Annotated in this window: 12 protein-coding genes; all 12 read left to right on the top strand. The window is 46.6% G+C overall.

The window, feature by feature from the left end:
- The first annotated feature begins 2 nt into the window (after window positions 1-2).
- The 12 genes from pbpB to G9F48_RS03300 all read left to right on the top strand — a co-directional run bounded on the left by pbpB (window position 3) and on the right by G9F48_RS03300 (window position 20,124).
- Window positions 3-2,147: a penicillin-binding protein 2B gene (gene pbpB / locus G9F48_RS03245; RefSeq protein ID WP_014304966.1), complete on the top strand. Its 2,145-nt coding sequence runs from the start codon at window positions 3-5 to the stop codon at window positions 2,145-2,147.
- Between the two features lie 112 nt (window positions 2,148-2,259).
- On the top strand, window positions 2,260-4,179 hold the full coding sequence (locus tag G9F48_RS03250; RefSeq protein ID WP_003154438.1) for a stage V sporulation protein D: 1,920 nt from the start codon (window positions 2,260-2,262) through the stop codon (window positions 4,177-4,179).
- A gap of 195 nt (window positions 4,180-4,374) precedes the next feature.
- Window positions 4,375-5,847: a UDP-N-acetylmuramoyl-L-alanyl-D-glutamate--2,6-diaminopimelate ligase gene (locus G9F48_RS03255; protein ID WP_165409023.1), complete on the top strand. Its 1,473-nt coding sequence runs from the start codon at window positions 4,375-4,377 to the stop codon at window positions 5,845-5,847.
- A gap of 107 nt (window positions 5,848-5,954) precedes the next feature.
- A complete protein-coding gene (gene mraY / locus G9F48_RS03260; protein ID WP_007409707.1) occupies window positions 5,955-6,929 on the top strand; it encodes a phospho-N-acetylmuramoyl-pentapeptide-transferase in 975 nt (324 codons plus the stop codon).
- A complete protein-coding gene (murD, locus tag G9F48_RS03265; RefSeq protein WP_165409024.1) occupies window positions 6,930-8,285 on the top strand; it encodes a UDP-N-acetylmuramoyl-L-alanine--D-glutamate ligase in 1,356 nt (451 codons plus the stop codon). It abuts the gene before it with no gap.
- 58 nt (window positions 8,286-8,343) lie between these two features.
- Entirely contained in the window at window positions 8,344-9,444 is a 1,101-nt protein-coding gene (spoVE, locus tag G9F48_RS03270) for a stage V sporulation protein E (RefSeq protein WP_003154430.1), read from the top strand.
- Window positions 9,445-9,560: 116 nt separating this feature from the next.
- Entirely contained in the window at window positions 9,561-10,652 is a 1,092-nt protein-coding gene (gene murG / locus G9F48_RS03275) for an undecaprenyldiphospho-muramoylpentapeptide beta-N-acetylglucosaminyltransferase (protein WP_003154428.1), read from the top strand.
- 25 nt (window positions 10,653-10,677) lie between these two features.
- Window positions 10,678-11,589: a UDP-N-acetylmuramate dehydrogenase gene (gene murB / locus G9F48_RS03280; RefSeq protein ID WP_015388267.1), complete on the top strand. Its 912-nt coding sequence runs from the start codon at window positions 10,678-10,680 to the stop codon at window positions 11,587-11,589.
- A 129-nt stretch (window positions 11,590-11,718) separates the two neighbouring features.
- The gene (locus tag G9F48_RS03285) at window positions 11,719-12,507 is read left to right on the top strand and encodes a cell division protein FtsQ/DivIB (RefSeq protein ID WP_024085278.1); all 789 of its coding nucleotides are present in this window, start codon (window positions 11,719-11,721) and stop codon (window positions 12,505-12,507) included.
- Window positions 12,508-13,056: 549 nt separating this feature from the next.
- Window positions 13,057-14,370 (top strand): cell division protein FtsA, encoded by a 1,314-nt coding sequence (gene ftsA / locus G9F48_RS03290; protein WP_071391863.1) that lies wholly within the window; start codon window positions 13,057-13,059, stop codon window positions 14,368-14,370.
- A 35-nt stretch (window positions 14,371-14,405) separates the two neighbouring features.
- Window positions 14,406-15,554 carry a cell division protein FtsZ gene (gene ftsZ, locus G9F48_RS03295; protein WP_070081790.1) on the top strand — a complete coding sequence of 383 codons (1,149 nt, stop codon included), beginning with the start codon at window positions 14,406-14,408 and terminating at the stop codon, window positions 15,552-15,554.
- Window positions 15,555-15,828: 274 nt separating this feature from the next.
- Window positions 15,829-20,124 (top strand): S8 family peptidase, encoded by a 4,296-nt coding sequence (locus G9F48_RS03300; RefSeq protein ID WP_165409025.1) that lies wholly within the window; start codon window positions 15,829-15,831, stop codon window positions 20,122-20,124.
- The last annotated feature ends 126 nt before the right edge of the window (window positions 20,125-20,250 follow it).

The raw sequence follows: 20,250 nt of genomic DNA on the forward strand, positions 1-20,250 counted from the left end.
CCATGCCGAAAAAAAATAAGTTTATGAACAGAGGAGCAGCGATACTCAGTATTTGTTTCGCTCTCTTTTTCTTTGTCATTCTCGGGAGAATGGCGTACATTCAATTAACCGGTAAAGCAAACGGTGTAGAACTTGCAACAAAAGCGACCGAGCAGCACGAAAAAAAGCGGACGATAGAAGCGAGCCGCGGCTCTATTCTTGACCGAAACGGCAAAGTGCTTGCAGAGGACACGGCGACATATAAGCTCATTGCCGTACTTGATAAAAAAATGACGAGTGATCCGAAGCATCCTCAGCATGTCAAAGACAAAGAGAAAACGGCGGAAAAACTGGCGACCGTTATCAATCTTGATAAAAGCGAGATTCTGGACATCTTAAACAGGAATGGCGCGAAGCAGGTGGAATTCGGTTCAGCCGGCCGCGATATCTCTTATGCGAAAAAACAAAAGATCGAAAAAATGGATCTTCCGGGTATTTCTTTCTTAAGAGATACGAAGCGCTACTATCCGAACGGCATATTTTTGTCAAATGTTCTCGGCTATGCCGATGTGAATGAAAAAACAAACGAGATACAAGGCTCTTTAGGGCTTGAAAAAATACTGAATAACTATCTGACGGAACGTGACGGGTCCGTCACTTACGAAAGTGATAAATCCGGCTGGAAACTTCCGAACAGCAAAGAAAAAATCACCGCACCTAAAAACGGTGACAATGTATATTTAACCATTGATCAGAAAATTCAAACCTTTCTAGAAGACAGCATGACGAAAGTAGCGGAAAAATATAAACCGAAAAAAATTATGGCGGCTGTCGTAGAACCGAAAACAGGCAAAGTGCTTGCGATGGGGCAGCGTCCGAGTTTTGACCCGAATATCAGAAACGTCACCAATTATTACAACGACTTAGTGTCGTACGCGTATGAACCGGGATCGACGATGAAGATCTTTACGCTTGCCGCGGCGATTCAGGAAAATGTGTTTTCCGCAAACGAGAAATATAAATCAGGAACATATAAAGTGGGAGGCGGACCTGTTAAAGATTGGAACGATGGCGCCGGATGGGGTATGACAAGCTTCCATGACGGCCTCATGAGGTCATCGAATGTTGCTTTCGCCAAACTGGCCAATGAAAAACTGGGGTTTGACCGGTTTAATGAGTACCTGCACAAATTCGGGCTCTATCAAAAAACAGGGATTGATCTGCCCGGTGAAGTATCAAGTAAAATTAACTACAAATATGATTTTGACAAAGCGTCTACGGCTTACGGCCAAGCATCGGCGATAACACCGATCCAGCAGCTTCAGGCCGTCACGGCGATTGCCAATAACGGCAAAATGATGAAACCTTACGTCATTGATCATATTGTCGACCCCGATACGAAAAAAGTCGTCAAGCAGACAAAACCGGAGCAAGTTGGCACGCCGATTTCAGCCGATACGGCGAAAAAAGTCCGGAACCTGCTCGGAGAAGTCGTGACGTCAGACATCGGAACGGGAAAACCTTATAAAATTGAAGGTTTTGACGTCGCGGGTAAAACGGGAACCGCACAAATCGCCGGGACAGGCGGATATTTAAGGGGAACGAGCAACTATGTGTTTTCATTCATGGGCATGGCGCCGAAAAATGATCCTAAGCTCGTCATCTATGTAGCCGTGCAGCAGCCGCAGTTAAAAGCGGGTCAAAGCAGCTCTGATCCTGTTGCGGAAATCTTTAACCCGACGATGAAAAACAGCCTCCACTACATGAATATCGAACCGACGGAAAAAACGGATTCCGGTCAGGAAGAAACGAAAAGCCAAAAGATGCCTGACCTGACAGATAAGACAGTCACGGGCGCTGAGAAGGAAGCGAAAAATGAACATCTCACACCGATTGTCATCGGCAGCGATGTTGCCGTAAAAGACCAGTATCCGACAGCCGGAGAAGATGTGATCACCAATCAGAAAATCTTCTTAAAAACAGACGGAAAGATGACGATGCCGGATATGTCCGGATGGTCGAGACGGGAAGTGCTTCAATTCAGCAAAGTATCAGGCATTCACATCGATGTGAGCGGTGAAGGTTACGCTTCAAGCCAAAGTGTGAAAAAAGGCAAAGAATTGAAAGAAAATACCGTGATCAAGGTGAAATTTAAAAATCCTGATTAACGGGACAGAGAAGTCCGCGGATCCCGCGGGCTTCTTTTTTATGCGCGGCCGTTCTATGTGTCCAAGCTGAGGCATAAATTGAAACAAGCCTAAATAAGGAGTGGACGGTCCCTTGCGCGTTTCAAATGTAACGGTTCGAAAACGTTTATTACTGGTTTTGCTTTTTGGCGTAATCATTTTTTTGATCATTGACAGCAGATTAGGCTATGTCCAATTTGTGATGGGAGAAAAGCTGACTTCACTGGCTAAGGATTCCTGGAGCCGGAATTTGCCGTTTGAGCCTGAGCGGGGAGAGATCCTTGACCGAAACGGCGTGAAGCTGGCTACGAATAAAAGCGCACCGACCGTCTTTGTCGTACCGCGCCAGATTCAAAATCCCATAAAAACGGGCAAGCTTCTCGCGTCAGTTTTAAATATGTCGGAAGAGAAGGTCTACAAACACATTACTAAGAAAACCTCCATCGAAAAAATCTCACCCGAGGGGCGGAAAATTTCCAATAAAAAAGCGAAAGAAATCAAAGCGCTCGACTTAAAAGGGGTTTATGTGGCTGAAGACAGCATCCGCCATTATCCGTACGGAAGCTTTTTGTCCCATGTTCTCGGTTTTGCCGGTATTGATAACCAGGGCCTTCTCGGATTGGAGGCTTATTATGATGATGACTTAAAAGGTGTAAAGGGATCCGTGAAATTTTATACGGATGCCAAGGGGAAGAAAATGCCTGATGAAGCGGATGATTACACCCCTCCGAAAGACGGACTTGATATGAAATTGACGATTGACGCCAAGGTTCAGACGATTATAGAAAGAGAGCTCGATAATGCTGCGGCGAAATATAATCCCGACGGAATGATTGCGGTCGCAATGAATCCGAAAAACGGGGAAGTGCTTGGTATGTCAAGCCGTCCTGATTTTGATCCGGCTGACTATCAATCCGTAGATCCGTCCGTTTACAACCGGAATCTGCCGGTATGGAGCACATATGAACCGGGTTCGACCTTTAAGATTATTACGCTTGCGGCGGCTCTCCAAGAGCAAAAAGTAAACTTGCAAAGAGACCACTTTTATGACAAAGGATTTGCCGAGGTTGACGGCGCCCGCCTCCGATGCTGGAAAAAGGGCGGCCACGGTTCGCAATCTTATCTTGAAGTCGTTCAAAATTCCTGCAACCCTGGGTTTGTACAGCTGGGGGAACGGCTCGGAAAACAAAAGCTGTTTCAATATATTAAGGACTTCGGCTTTGGAAAGAAAACAGGCATTGATCTGCAAGGGGAAGGAACGGGGATCTTATTCCCGCTTGACAGAGTCGGCCCGGTCGAACAGGCGACAACCGCTTTCGGACAAGGGGTTTCCGTCACGCCGATTCAGCAGGTGGCAGCCGTTTCCGCAGCAATAAACGGCGGAACGCTTTATACTCCGTTTATCGCCAAAGAGTGGGTTGATCCCGTTACGAAAAAAACCGTTAAGAAACAATCGCCGATTGCGAAAAGGCAAGTTATTTCCCAGGAAACGTCAAAGCAGATCAGATATGCTTTAGAAAGCGTCGTCGCTCAGGGAACGGGGCGGAATGCCTTTGTGGAAGGATATCGCGTCGGCGGAAAAACAGGTACCGCACAAAAGGTCAAAGACGGCAAATATCTAGAAAACAACCATATCGTCTCCTTTATCGGTTTTGCGCCGGCTGATGACCCGAGCCTTGTCGTGTATGTCGCGGTTGATAATCCGAAAGGCACGATTCAATTCGGGGGAACCGTCGCCGCGCCGATTGTCGGAAATATGATGAGAGACAGTCTGCCGGAGCTCGGCGTGAAACCGCGAAAAAATCAGATCGAGAAAAAATATCAATGGAACGACACAAAAACAATAGAGGTTCCGAATGTTGTAGGGATGTCTGTCTCTGATCTTGAGTCGCTGCTTGTCAATTTGAATATTGACTCCTCAGGAAAAGGAAGCAAAATTGTGAAACAATCACCTGCAGCCGGAACGAAAGTAAAAGAAGGCTCAAAGATCCGTGTTTACTTGAGTGAAGAATGAGTCTTTTTGAGGCAGCCGATTGTTTTCGGCTGCCTTTTATCATAAAGAGAAAAAAAGAAGATAACTTTTAAGATTAACTGGATGTATCCTTTTATTTACGCTAAAATATGAACTGTATGTTTAAAAGCCATTCTGACTTTTATAAACGGTTATCATGATAAAAGAATGAATAGAATTTCTGAGAGGTTTGATACAATGAAACTTACAAAGCTGCTTACATATTTAATGGCCGAACCTGTTCAAAATGACTTTCATGACCCTGACATAACTTCAATTGAGATGGACTCCAGGGAAGTGAGAAAAGGGAGTCTTTTTGTGTGTATAAAAGGGTATACGGTAGACGGACATGATTTCGCCCAAAAAGCCGCAGAAAACGGCGCAGCGGCCATCGTTGCCGAGAAAGAGCTTGGCGTCGATGTCCCTGTCATTATCGTCCGCCGGTCACAGCGGGCGCTCAGCGTTCTTTCTGACGCGTTTTACGGGCAGCCGACAAAGCAGCTTCAGCTTATCGGCATCACCGGCACAAACGGCAAGACATCAACGACGCACATGGTTGATGAGATTTTCAAAAAAGCGGGAAGACAGACCGGTTTAATCGGAACGATGTACATTAAAATCGGGGATGAGACATTCCCGGTCAAAAATACAACGCCCGAAAGCGTCACACTGCAAAAAACGTTCAAGAAAATGAATGATGAGCATGTTGACACAGCTATTATGGAAGTGTCTTCGCACGCTCTGTCACTCGGCAGGGTTCACGGCTGCGATTATGATATCGCCGTATTCACGAACCTGACGCAGGACCATTTAGACTATCACAAGACGATGGAAGACTACAGACAGGCTAAAAGCCTCCTGTTTTCCCAGCTGGGCGGCTCCTTTAACCATGAAAAGCCGAAGCGGGCCGTTTTAAACGCAGATGACAAAGCCAGTGCTTACTTTGAAAAAGTGACGGCGGCGCACATCCTTACATACGGAATCGAGAACGATGCCGATGTCATGGCGAAACAAATCGAGATCTCTGCGCAAGGCACAAGTTTTGAACTTGTTACGCCAAAAGGAACAAAGCAGATCACGGTTTCACTCGTCGGCCGCTTCAACGTGTATAACGTACTGGCTGCAGCGGCGACAGCGATCGCAGCGGGTCTGCCGTTTGATACGATCACAAGCGCTCTTGAAGAGCTGCAAGGTGTCAGAGGCCGGTTTGAACTGGTGAATCACAATCAGCCGTTTCCTGTGGTCGTCGATTACGCGCACACGCCTGACAGTCTGGAAAACGTTCTGAATACATGCAAAGACATGACAGAGGGCAAGCTTTTCGTCGTCGTCGGATGCGGCGGAGACCGGGACAAAACGAAACGCCCGAAAATGGCGGAAATTGCGGTGCGGATTGCCGACGAACCGATTTTCACTTCAGATAACCCGAGAAGCGAGGACCCGCTGGCCATATTAAGAGATATGGAAAGAGGGGTAGAAGGCACCTACTATCACAGTATCGCAAACCGCGAGCAGGCTATCTTTTTTGCCATTGCCAACGCGAAAAAGGGAGATGTGGTTCTGATTGCCGGGAAAGGGCATGAAACCTATCAGCAGATCGGCAATGAAACATTCGACTTTGATGACGCCGAAGTAGCGGGAAGAGCTATTGTTGAGCTGAATAAAAAGTAAAACAGGAAAGAGTGTTAGAATGAGGGAAATGAAAAGAATTACGGGGACACAATGTGAATATGATAAATACGTATGTCGTTTGAACGAAACGGGAGGAGAAAAGAGCAATGCTTGAGCAAGTGATTTTATTTACAATAATAATGGGATTTTTAATCAGTGTTCTGATATCTCCGATTCTTATCCCGTTTTTAAGACGTTTAAAATTCGGCCAAAGTATCAGGGAAGAGGGGCCGAAATCACATATGAAAAAATCAGGGACGCCGACGATGGGCGGGGTCATGATTATCGTATCCATCGCCATTACGGCGATTGTCATGACGCAGAAATTTTCGCATCTGAGCGCGGAAATGTTTCTTCTGCTGTTTGTTACGATCGGATACGGCCTGCTCGGCTTTCTGGATGACTATATTAAAGTAGTAATGAAACGGAATCTCGGATTGACGTCGAAGCAGAAATTGATCGGCCAGATCATTATTGCCATTGTATTCTACGGAGTATATCATTATTGCCATTTTTCAACCGGCATCAGGGTGCCGGGCACACATCTGTCAATCGATCTCGGCTGGGGATACTTTATCCTCGTTCTCTTTATGCTTGTCGGAGGTTCAAATGCCGTCAACCTGACAGACGGTCTGGACGGTCTCTTGTCCGGTACCGCGGCTATCGCATTCGGCGCTTTCGCCATCCTTGCGTGGAACCAGTCACAATATGACGTTGCGATTTTCTCGGTTGCCGTTGTCGGCGCCGTTCTCGGTTTTCTTGTATTCAACGCCCATCCCGCCAAAGTATTTATGGGGGATACAGGTTCGCTTGCGCTCGGAGGAGCGATCGTGACCGTTGCCATTCTGACGAAGCTTGAAATTCTGCTCGTCATTATCGGCGGAGTTTTTGTTATTGAGACCTTATCTGTTATCTTACAAGTCATCAGCTTTAAAACGACAGGAAAACGAATCTTTAAGATGAGTCCGCTTCACCACCATTACGAATTGGTCGGATGGTCTGAATGGAGAGTTGTCGTCACATTCTGGACTGCAGGACTGCTGCTTGCCGTTTTAGGAATTTACATCGAGGTGTGGTTATAAGTGGAAAACGAACTTTTTTTGCAAAAACAAAACTTTCTGGTCCTCGGACTGGCGAAAAGCGGATATGCGGCTGCGTCGATTCTTCATGAAAAAGGCATTAACGTCGTCGTGAATGATCAAAAAGCCTTTGAAGAGAACGAACCTGCTAAAAGGCTTTCAGAAAGAGGAATCGAGGTCATCTGCGGTGAGCATCCGACGTCACTTTTTGATCAGCATCACATTACCATTCTGATCAAAAACCCCGGAATCCCGTATGAAAATATCATGGTGGAGGAAGCGCAAAGAAGAGGCATCCCGATCTGGACGGAAATCGAGCTTGCGTATTATATCACCAATGCAAAATTCATCGGCATTACAGGTTCAAACGGGAAAACAACAACGACGACCCTGATTTATGAAATGCTGAAAGCTGATTCGATAAAGACGCTGATCGCAGGGAATATCGGCACTGTCGCCAGTGAAGTGGCTTATCATGCTGACGGTGATGAATGGATCGTCACAGAGCTTTCTTCGTTCCAGCTTATGGGGACTCATGCGTTCAGACCTGAAATCGGCCTGATTTTAAATGTGTTCGACGCTCATTTGGATTACCATCACAGCCGTGAAAACTATGAAAAAGCCAAGCAGAACGTGTATCTTCATCAGCTTGAGAGTGATACGGCCATCGTGAATCAAAGCGATGAAACAGTCGTGCGGCTTGCCGAAAGCGGAAAAGCCGGCACCGTTCCGTTTTCAGTTCACCAGGAACTGTCAAGCGGCGCATTTATTAAAGACGGAATGCTGATGTTCGGCGATGAAGCGATTCTGCCTGTTGATGACATCGTGCTGCCGGGCGCGCACAATTTAGAAAATATATTGGCCGCTGTAGCCGCGGCAAAAACGGCGGGCGCGTCTAATAAAGCGATTCAGAAGGTGCTGACAAGCTTTACCGGTGTCAAACACCGTCTGCAGTATGTAACAGCGATCCGGAATCGTAAATTTTATAATGACAGCAAAGCGACGAATATTTTGGCCACAAGCAAAGCGCTCTCCGCGTTCAAAGCACCGGTTATTCTTCTTGCAGGCGGACTGGACCGCGGCAACGGTTTTGACGATCTGAAACCGTATATGGACAATGTCAAAGCGGTCCTGACGTTCGGACAGACAGCGCCGAAGATAGAAAAACTGGGCAATGAGCTGGGAATACAACATGTCAAACGTGTCGATAATGTTGAACAAGCAGTATCTGCGGCGTTTGCGCTCTCAAATGAAGGAGACGTCATTCTCTTGTCACCCGCGTGTGCAAGCTGGGATCAGTTCAAAACATTTGAAGAACGCGGTGACATGTTTATAGATGCCGTGCATATGCTTAAGTAAGGGCTTGTCTCTGTTCATCGGCAGCCCTAAATGACTTATGCTTGGGGTGTCGATTGCTTTGACTACTAAAAAAACAGCGCCTGATTTGTTATTAGTTATTATTACGTTATTGCTTTTAACAATAGGATTAATTATGGTCTACAGTGCAAGTGCGGTATGGGCGGATTATAAATTTGACGACTCGTTTTTCTTCGCAAAACGGCAGCTGCTGTTTGCGGGGATCGGCGTCATTGCCATGTTTTTCATTATGAATGTGGATTATTGGACATGGCGCACATGGTCGAAGCTGCTTCTGATCATTTGTTTTTTTCTGCTTGTGCTTGTGCTGATTCCGGGAGTCGGAATGGTGCGGAACGGTTCAAGAAGCTGGATCGGAGTGGGAGCGTTCAGCATTCAGCCTTCGGAGTTTATGAAACTCGCGATGATTGCGTTTCTGGCTAAATTTCTTTCTGAAAAACAGAAGAATATTACGTCATTCAGACGCGGATTCGTTCCCGCGCTCGGAATCGTGTTTTCTGCATTTATTATTATTATGTGCCAGCCGGACCTGGGAACGGGGACGGTAATGGTGGGCACGTGCATCGTGATGATTTTTGTATCCGGTGCGCGAATCGCTCATTTTGCGTTCCTCGGACTCATCGGTTTAAGCGGATTTGCGGCGCTTGTTCTGTCCGCTCCTTATCGGATTAAACGGATTACCTCTTACTTAAACCCGTGGGAGGACCCGCTTGGAAGCGGATTTCAGATCATTCAGTCGCTCTATGCCGTAGGTCCGGGCGGACTGTTCGGGATGGGGCTCGGCCAAAGCCGGCAAAAGTTTTTTTACCTGCCGGAGCCGCAAACCGATTTCATTTTTGCTATTTTATCTGAGGAACTCGGCTTTATCGGCGGTTCGCTCATATTGCTGCTGTTCAGTATTTTATTATGGCGGGGCGTCAGGATTGCCCTCGGCGCGCCGGATTTATACGGAAGCTTTGTCGCCATCGGTATTATTTCTATGATAGCTATTCAAGTCATGATTAATATCGGCGTTGTGACGGGGCTGATCCCGGTAACAGGAATTACGCTGCCGTTTTTAAGCTACGGAGGCTCATCACTGACGCTGATGCTCGCAGCGGTCGGCGTGCTTTTAAATGTCAGCCGGTACTCGAGGTATTGATCTGTATCTTGCCTCATCACTCATGATCTATTCGTTATCTATAAAAAAACAGACAACATCAATAACCCTGTCCTAAAAAACAGGGTTATCGCTATGTGATTAAGGGGGACATACGAATGCGTATTGCAGTAAGCGGAGGCGGAACCGGAGGACATATTTATCCGGCTCTGGCCTTTATTAAAGAAGTTCAGCGCCGGCATCCGGATGTGGAATTTTTGTATATCGGAACAGAGAACGGTCTTGAGAAAAAAATTGTGGAACGGGAAAATATCCCGTTCCGCGCCATTGAAATTACAGGTTTCAAACGAAAACTTTCTTTTGAAAATGTAAAAACCGTCATGCGTTTCTTAAAAGGCGTGAAGAAAAGCAAATCATATTTAAAAGAGTTTAAACCGGATGCCGTTATCGGTACAGGCGGCTATGTATGCGGTCCGGTTGTATACGCGGCGGCAAAAATGGGAATTCCGACGATCATTCATGAGCAAAACAGCCTTCCAGGCATCACAAATAAGTTTCTCTCGAAATATGTTAATAAGGTGGCAATTTGCTTTGAAGAGGCAAAATCACATTTTCCTGCTGAAAAAGTTGTGTTTACGGGAAACCCGAGAGCCTCTGAAGTCGTCTCAATTAAGACAGGCCGCTCATTAACTGAGTTCGGGCTGAAAGATAATCAAAAAACGGTGCTCATTTTCGGCGGAAGCAGAGGCGCGGCTCCCATTAATCGTGCCGTGATAGATATGCAGGAAGAATTGAAAACGAGACCTTACCAAGTGCTTTATATTACCGGGGAAGTGCATTACGAGAAGGTAACGGCTGAGCTGAAAGGCGGAAAAGCCGCTGATAATATGGTGACAAAACCGTTTTTGCACCAAATGCCGGAGTACTTACAATCAATTGATGTCATTGTGGCAAGAGCCGGAGCGACGACGATTGCGGAGATCACCGCTCTCGGCATTCCGAGCGTGCTTATTCCGAGCCCGTATGTGACAGCCAATCACCAGGAAGTCAATGCGAAGGCGCTCAGCCAGCATGACGCTGCAATCGTACTGAAGGAAACCGAGCTCAGCGGAGAAAAACTGATCGCTGCGCTGGACAAAATCGTCATGAATGAAGAAACCTTAAAAGACATGAGTGAGCGGACAAAATCACTCGGTGTTCCGGATGCGGCAGCCAGACTGTACAGTATCATGGAAGACATAAAAAAATAGAGCAAATGGAATGCGGAGGTTTATGATGGAGAACGTAATTCAGGAATTAAGAGACCGCGAAGTCGGCAAAGTGCTGGAACAAGAACCGCTCGCGAACCATACAACGATGAAAATCGGCGGTCCGGCGGACATTTTAATCATCCCCAACCGTGTGGAAGCGGTCAAAGATATTATGGATATTGTGAAGAAACATGATCTGCCATGGACGGTTATCGGCCGCGGTTCAAATCTGCTCGTGCTTGATGAAGGCATAAGAGGAGTTGTCATCAAACTGGGCGCAGGTCTGGATCATTTGGAGATTGACGGTGATCAGGTGACGGTCGGAGGCGGCTATTCGGTCGTCCGGCTTGCGACTTCCATGAGTAAAAAAGGAATGTCCGGTCTCGAATTTGCAGCGGGCATCCCCGGATCAATCGGCGGGGCCGTCTATATGAATGCCGGGGCGCACGGATCTGATATGAGTGAGATTCTTGTGAAAGCCCGTATCTTATTTGAAGACGGCACAATCGAATGGCTGACAAACGAAGAGATGGATTTCAGCTACAGAACGTCTGTTTTGCAGAAAAAACGCCCCGGCGTCTGTCTCGAGGCAGTTCTTCAGCTTGAGCAAAAGGAACGGGAAGCCATTACGGCGCAAATGCAGCAGAACAAAGATTACAGAAAAAATACGCAGCCGTATTCAAGCCCATGCGCCGGAAGCATATTCAGAAATCCGCTGCCGAATCATGCCGGAAACCTCGTTGAAAAAGCGGGATTAAAAGGACATCAGATCGGCGGAGCGAAAGTATCCGAAATGCACGGGAATTTTATCGTCAATGCCGGCGGAGCGACTGCCAAGGACGTTCTCGACCTGATTGAGTATGTGAAAAAGACAATCCGTGAGCAGTATGATGTTGACATGCATACAGAAGTTGAAATCATCGGCGGGAATCGTTAAAAGGTTCTCTGATTTACATGAGCTCATGTGATATACTTTTAACAAATGTCAAACGGCATCACAGCATGCCGTTTGTTTTTCAATCAGACGAATGTCAAGCTGTTTCATTCTTAGTGAGGTGGACAGGCAGTGAACCCAAATCATGAAAGAGAAAAAATCGTAAATATTGAAGAGCGGATTCCGAAAATCAAAGAGCAGCGGAAACAAAAAGCAAACCGCCGGCTGATTTCATTCATTGTGCTCTTTTTTATGATGGTGCTGATCATCGTGTACTTGCAGATGCCGATCAGCAAAGTCTCTTCTGTCACCGTTTCCGGAAACGAAAACGTGTCTGTAAAAGAGATCAACGCGCTTTCTGATATACATAACGGACAAACCGAGTTCTGGAGTCTGAACAAGAAAAAAACAGAAGAAAAGATTGAGCAGAATAAACTGGTGAAAAAGGCGGATCTTTCAAAAGTATTTCCTAATAAAGTCAGCATTCACATTGAAGAATACAAGACGATCGCGTATCTGCAGCGGAATGATGTGTATTATGAAGTGCTGGAGAACGGCACCGTGCTGCCGAACGAAGTCACGCCGGATGACGCGGGCCCGATTTTGGTTGACTGGACAAACGCGAAAAAGCGGGTCAAAATGGCGGAACAGCTTGATAAGCTTTCCGGTTCGCTAAAGCAGTCGATTTCTGAAATCTATTATACACCGGTAAAAATGGATCAGGACCGGATCAAGCTGTATATGAACGACGGGTATGTAGTTACCGCTTCTATTAAAACATTTGCCGACCGGATGAAGACCTATCCTTCTATCGTTTCCCAGCTGGACGGCGGGAAAAAGGGGATTATCCACTTAGAAGTCGCTACGTATTTTGAAGAATTTAACAAAGGTAAATCCGGCAAGAAAAAAGAAAATGATTAATAGTTCTAAAGAACTAATTTTAAGGTGATTCAAAAGAATCTATTACAATCAGTGGGGCAGCCGATATAACCGATAGCGGAATAATTATGACTATGTTTGTTTTTGCCCGGGATATGGCTGCCGGACAAGGGGAAAATTCTCAATGCAATGGGCGTGTCTTCTTCAATGAGCATTGCATTTGGAATTTTCCTCCTGTTTCTTCTTTTTTCGGATGTTTCTGGCAATATCTATAGCTTTTCTGGAGGTTCATCTTAGTGTAGACTAATGGAAAGCGGGTATATTTGCATCTGGTTTGCACATTATGGCACCGTGACAGGAAATCTTACGGTAAGGTGGTCCGTCTCTAAAAAAAATAAAAAAAATGCGATATAAAAGAGGATATACATAGAATATAACGAATAGTTTCATTAAACATAAATTGTGAGAAATCAGATAAAAGTTTGTTGATGCTGTTGTTTTTGTTACACACTTGTAAAGCCACATTCATTGTATTGTTGTTCCGCAAATAATAGAATAGAATTTGATCGAAATGTGAGGAGGTGCCATAGAATGAACAACAATGAACTTTACGTCAGTCTTGACATCGGTACGTCCAATACAAAAGTGATCGTCGGAGAAATGACAGATGATTCCCTTAACATTATCGGAGTGGGAAATGTACCGTCTGAAGGGTTGAAAAAAGGCTCAATCGTTGATATAGATGAAACCGTTCATTCTATAAGAAAAGCGTTTGACCAAGCTGAAAGAATGGTAGGTTTTCCGCTGAAAAAAGCCATTGTCGGCGTTAATGGAAATTATATTCATATTCAAGATACGAACGGCGTTGTCGCTGTTTCCAGTGAAAACAAAGAAATTCACGTTGAAGACGTCCGCAGGGTAATGGAAGCGGCACAGGTCGTGTCGGTTCCGCACGAGCAGCTGATCGTTGACGTCATTCCGAAACAGTTTATCGTTGACGGAAGAGACGAAATTACCGATCCGAAAAAAATGCTCGGCGTGCGCCTGGAAGTAGAAGGCACGCTGATTACCGGCTCCAAAACGATCTTACATAATTTACTTCGCTGTGTGGAGAGAGCGGGCGTTGAAATTACTGATATCTGCCTGCAGCCGCTTGCAGCCGGTTCGGCGGCTTTGTCAAAAGACGAAAAAAACCTCGGAGTCGCCATGATTGATATCGGCGGCGGCTCGACGACGGTGGCGGTATTTGAACAGGGGCACCTGAAGGAGACAGCCGTCATTCCGCTCGGAGGCGAAAACATCACGAAAGATGTATCGATCGGATTGCGCACTTCCACCGAAGAGGCTGAAAGAGTAAAAAAACAATTCGGACATGCATTCTACGATGAGGCTTCAGAAGATGAAGTATTTGAAGTCACCGTCATAGGAACGAATCAAAAGCAATCTTTTACACAGCAGGAAATTGCCAATATTATTGAAGCAAGAGTGGAAGAGATTCTTGAGATTGCCGCAGCCGAAATTGAGCAGATGGGAATTACAGATCTGCCCGGCGGCTTTGTGCTGACCGGCGGACAGGCCGCAATGCCCGGAGTGCTTTCATTGGCACAGGAAGTGCTGAGGCACAATGTAAGGGTCGCAAGCCCGAATTATATCGGTGTAAGAGACCCTCAGTATATGACGGGTGTCGGCTTGATACAATTTGCCTGCCGAAATGCCAGAATTCAGGGAAGAAAAATAGGCTTTCATATGCCGGAAGAAGCCGTGCAGGAAATCGCGGTCTCTCACGAAGAAGAACATCATCAGCGGCCTGAGGCGCAGCAGCGTCCAAAAGCAAAACAAAAAACACAAGCCGAACACAACAAACCGAGCAAAATGAAAAAACTATTAAGCATGTTTTGGGAATAGATTGATAGTCATTCGGCAGATTAGGAGGATTTAGCATGTTGGATTTCGAAACAAACATAGACGGCTTAGCATCAATTAAAGTAATCGGAGTAGGAGGCGGCGGTAATAACGCGGTCAACCGAATGATTGAAAATGAAGTGCAGGGTGTAGAGTACATTGCGGTAAACACGGACGCGCAAGCTCTTAACCTGTCAAAAGCGGAAGTGAAAATGCAGATCGGGGAAAAGCTGACCCGCGGTCTCGGAGCGGGAGCGAATCCGGAAGTCGGCAAAAAAGCCGCTGAAGAAAGTAAGGAACAAATCGAAGAAGCGCTAAAAGGTGCTGACATGGTGTTCGTTACAGCCGGAATGGGAGGCGGTACCGGAACGGGAGCCGCACCGGTGATCGCGCAAATCGCAAAGGACTTGGGCGCTTTGACTGTCGGTGTCGTAACAAGACCGTTTACATTTGAAGGAAGAAAACGCCAGCTGCAGGCTGCAGGCGGTATCACGGCAATGAAAGAAGCCGTTGACACACTGATCGTTATTCCGAATGACCGCATTCTTGAAATTGTCGATAAAAACACACCGATGCTTGAAGCATTCCGTGAAGCTGATAACGTGCTTCGCCAAGGGGTGCAAGGTATCTCTGACCTCATCGCAACGCCTGGTTTAATCAACTTGGACTTTGCCGATGTCAAAACCATCATGTCCAACAAAGGTTCAGCATTGATGGGTATCGGGATCGCTACGGGCGAAAGCCGTGCTGCTGAAGCCGCCAAAAAGGCGATCTCCAGTCCGTTACTGGAAGCGGCAATCGACGGAGCGCAAGGTGTTTTGATGAACATTACGGGAGGTACAAACCTGAGCCTCTACGAAGTGCAGGAAGCAGCCGACATCGTCGCTTCTGCATCTGACCCTGATGTCAATATGATTTTCGGTTCAGTTATCAATGAAAATCTGAAAGATGAAATCGTCGTCACCGTTATTGCGACCGGTTTTATCGAACAGGAAAAAGATGACTCAAAACCGCAGCGTCCGAATTTAAACCAAGGATTGAAGTCTCAAAGCCAAAACGCTGCGAAACGTGAGCCGAAACGAGAAGAAACACAGCATCAAAACACGGTGAACCGCCATACATCACAGCCGGCGGATGATGCTCTCGACATTCCTACATTTTTAAGAAACCGCAACAAACGCGGCTGATGTAAAAAAGGACAAGACCACATGGTTTTGTCCTTTTTCTTTTTTGTGCACAGTCTTCCTTCCTATCCCCCATGATCTATACAGTGAAAAAAGAAACTTTATACCTATGACGAATTGATTGTTTTTTAGTTTCATACGGCTTTCTACAGAATGTGACAATATCTGAATGGAAGATTGTCTACATTTAACGTACAGCATCGAAATGACAAACGATTCCAATTATGAAGGAGGGATACACATTTTATAGGTCGTTACCAAATAAGGGGGGATACGATTGAAGAAAAAAACGAGAAACAGATGGACAGGCTCCGTTTTAAGCGCGATTGTCGTCAGTTCACTGTTGTTTCCGGGTGGAGCCGGAGCGAACAGCACACCGGGGGCAGTTTCTTTCACCAAATATCTTTCTTCCTCTAAGAGCATTCAGCATAAGATTTCCGATTCAGTCAAGAAGCGTTTTGAAAAAAATGATAAAGTCACGTTTCTTATCAAATTTAAAGAGAAAGCCAATACGAAAAAAGCGGTCAAACAAGCAGAAAAAAATGCCGAGTCTCAATCGCTTTCCGCAGCAGAAACCGAATATCAAAAGCGGTCAGCCGTCGTTTCTTCTTTAAAACTGGCGGCTCATGATGCGCAGCAGAATCTGAAAACATATTTGGAAAAACAAAAAAAGAAAGGAAAGGCTGATCACATCCATTCCTATTATATTGTCAACGGAATGGCAGTCACTGCTTCGAAAGAGGTAATGGAAAAAGCCGCCTCATTTCCTGAAGTAGAAAAAGTTCTTCCGAATGAAAAACGTCAGCTTACTCAACGGCAATCAAAAGCTCCTTTTCAAATGAAGAAAAAACAAAAAGAGATCAAAGCAAAGGAAGGCATCGAATGGAATATCAGCCAAATTGATGCGCCGCAGGCCTGGGCCTCAGGATACGACGGAACCGGGACGGTTGTCGCCTCCATTGATACGGGAGTTCAGTGGGATCATCCCGCGCTTAAGGAAAAATACCGGGGTTACGATCCTGAAAATCCCGCAGCGCCGAATCATGAAATGAACTGGTATGATGCCGTGTCCCATAAAGACGCTCCCTACGATGATCTTGAACACGGCACTCATGTAACAGGGACCATGACGGGTTCAGAACCTGACGGCTCAAATCAAATCGGTGTGGCTCCGGGGGCGAAATGGATCGCAGTAAAAGCATTTTCAGATGACGGAGGAACCGATGCCGATATTTTGGATGCCGGTGAATGGGTGCTCGCGCCTAAAGATAAAAACGGCACGCCGCATCCCGAGATGGCGCCGGATGTTGTCAATAATTCCTGGGCAGGCGGTTCGGGAATGGACGAGTGGTACCGCGATATGGTGAATGCGTGGAGAGCGGCAGGGATTTTTCCTGAATTCTCTGCGGGAAATGAAGACTTATTTACACCGGGAGGACCGGGTTCAATCGCAAATCCGGCCAATTATCCTGAAGCATTTGCGACAGGTGCGACTGACATCGACAAGAAACTCGCTGATTTCTCACTTCAAGGCCCCTCCCCGTATCATGAAACAAAACCGGACATTTCGGCTCCGGGAGTGAATATCCGTTCTTCTATTCCTGGAGGAACATACGAAGGCGGCTGGGACGGAACTTCAATGGCCGGGCCGCATGTGGCGGCGACGGCGGCTTTGTTAAGGCAGGCGAACGCCTCTATTACGGTCGATGAAATGGAAGACGTTTTGACGCGCACCGCCGAAAAGCTGACAGATTCAGTTTTTCCGGAATCACCGAATAACGGTTACGGCCACGGTCTCGTTAACGCTTTTGATGCCGTTTCTGCCGTAACGGACGGAATCGGAAGCGTAGAAGGCAAGGTATCTTCTGCGGGCGAAGATCACAATCCGCCCAGCTTTCGTCATGAACCGGTCTCAGAGGCTTACAAAGGGACAAACCTTCCGTTAACGGTTACAGCAGAAGATGATGTAAGCGTAACTGAGGTGATCCTCTCCTATCAGTTTGATGAAGGAGAGTGGAAAACGACAGCCGCCGTTCAAAAAAGCGGCGATGAAAAAAAGGGAACATACCAGGCGGAGATTCCGGACGTAACGGGAAGCAAGATAAGTTATAAATGGACCATAAAAGATTTCGGAGGTCATTCTGCAGAATCTGATACGTACCGGGCTGACGTGAAACCGAGCATTACGGCGGGATACAAAGAGGATTTTGAATCACAGCCGGCGGGCTGGTCCAGTTACGGGACACATGATCAATGGGAATGGGGTATCCCGGGTTCAGGGCCCGGCGCCGCATTTTCCGGAGAAAAAGTGTATGCGACGAATCTGTCCGGCCCTTATGCCGATTCGGCCAACATGAATTTGGTGATGCCTCCGATACAAGTTCCGGAAACAGGGCGGCTGTTTTTACAATTTAAAAGCTGGCACAAGCTCGAAGAATTTTTTGATTACGGGTATGTGTTCGTTCTGCCGGAAGGGAAATCAAATTGGGAGCAGGCGGCCGTTTACAATGGTGATTCCGCAGGATGGAATGATGAAGAGGCAGATTTATCTGCGTATAAAGGCCAAAACATAAAGCTCATGTTTAATATGCAGTCTGACGAAGTACTCAATGAAGACGGATGGTATATCGATGATGTCCGGCTTTCAAGCAGCCCTCTCGGCAAGGCGGCTAAAAAAAGTAAACACAATAGACAAACACCTCCCGGCCACCTGAAGAAAAAAGCCATCAGTCCGAAACAGGCCAAACCGGCAGTGAAATCGCCCGGAAAAAGAGTGAAACGTGAAACAAACCTCCTGCCGCTCAGAGCGCAAATCAGTGTCGCCGAGACGGGGAAATCCGTATATTCCGACCCTGCAAGCGGAAGCTACAGCCTGTCACATAAAGCGGGAAACTATACGCTGAAAGCCGAGGCATACGGATTTAAGTCCGCTTCGAAACAAGTTTCTGTTCAAGCAGACAAAACCGCACAGGCAGACTTTACACTGGAGCAAATGCCGTCCGGCACGCTAAAAGGAACCATCACCAATCAGTCCACAGGCGAACCGGTAAAAGGGGCTGCGCTTTATGTGGCCGAGGATGCCGCAATTGAACCGGCGGTGACAAACGATAAAGGGGAATATTCGCTTAAGGCGTACGAAGGCTCCTACACCATTAAAGTAGCGGCAAAAGGCTTTTACAATAGCGAATTTTCTGTCGACATCAAAGGAGATGCTGAAAAAAACGTCAAGCTTAAGCCGTATGTCGGTTATGAAGGGGAAATCGCCTATGATAACGGGACGGAAGAAGCCGCGCTGTCATATTTTAAAGCCGGCAGCAAATCTGCCGTTAAGATGACCCTCAAAGATGGAAAAGAACACGGTATGCTGACGGGAGGCCTTTTTAAATTTTGGGGCGCCGACTGGCCTGATCCGGGCGGTACCGAATTTCAAGCAGAAGTATATGATGCATCCGGCCCTGATGGAGCTCCTGGCAGCAAAATTGCCGGCCCGTTCCAAGCTGAAGCGCTTCGAAACGGCGAATGGACCAAAGTGGATCTCAGCTCAAAAGGAATCGCGGTCGGAAAGGATTTTTATCTTGTGTTCCGCCAGACGAAACCCGATCCTTATACACCTGCCCTGTCATCTGATGACGGCAGTCCGTACTCGAACAGAAACTGGCAATACCTTGACGGCCGCTGGTCAAAAGCCGATAAAACAGACGGAAACTTTATGATCAGGGCTTTGGTCGACTACGAAGCTTCTGTGCCTGAGATAACGTCGCCTGAAGACCGGTCATTTATAAACAAGAAGTCAATCACGGTGAAAGGAACGGCTTCACCAAAAACCGCTGTCCGTCTTACCAATAACGGTAAAAACGCCGCAGAAACAAAAGCAGATGCAGACGGCAATTTCCAGGCCGGTGTCACACTCACTAAAGATGCCAATCGGCTGACAGCCGCATCTGTGACAGACAGCGGGTCAACCGACGAGTCACGCCCTGTCACGGTCATACTGGATGAGGATAAGCCTGATGTGACGATTGACAGTCCGGCAAACGGTGATAAAACAAATAAAGAAGCAGTGACTGTAAAAGGAGAAGCTTATGACGCCCATTTAAAATGGGTAAAGGTGAACGGAAAAAAAGCTGAAGTAAATAACGGTTCTTATCAAGCGAGAATCCTTTTGGAAAACGGCAGCAATGAGATCAAGGTCACGGCCTCAGATGAAGCGGGTAACAAAACAACGAAAAAGACGGTAATCGATGTCAATTACAATGCTCCCGTCATTTCCGGATTGGTTCCCGGAGCGGATAAGGAATTAAAAGCCGGAGAATCAGTGAAAATCGCTTTTTCAAGCGGAAAGAAATTAGACGCTTCCTTCGTGATCCGTCTGCCTCTGACAAACGCCCGGGCAGGGAGCCAAAACGCAACAGAGCTTCCGCTGAGAGAAATTTCTCCGGGACGATATGAGGGTTACTGGACGGCGGCTTCTTCCATCAAAGCAAGCGGAGCAAAAATTGATGTTATCGCAAGAGATGACTACGGAAATGAAACGAGACAGACGGCTAAAGGAAAACTTTATATCAATGAGTAAAAACAGAGCGCTGCCAAATCACGGCAGCGCTTTTTTAGTTGAAGGGGACAATAGAAAATCAACCCTTTCGGCCCTCGACAAATAAAACGGTTATCCCTTAAAAATTGTACTTTACCCTCAACATTA

It is taken from the genome of Bacillus sp. EKM420B (assembly GCF_011065565.1).
In the GTDB taxonomy this organism is placed as follows: Bacteria; Bacillota; Bacilli; order Bacillales; family Bacillaceae; genus Bacillus; species Bacillus velezensis.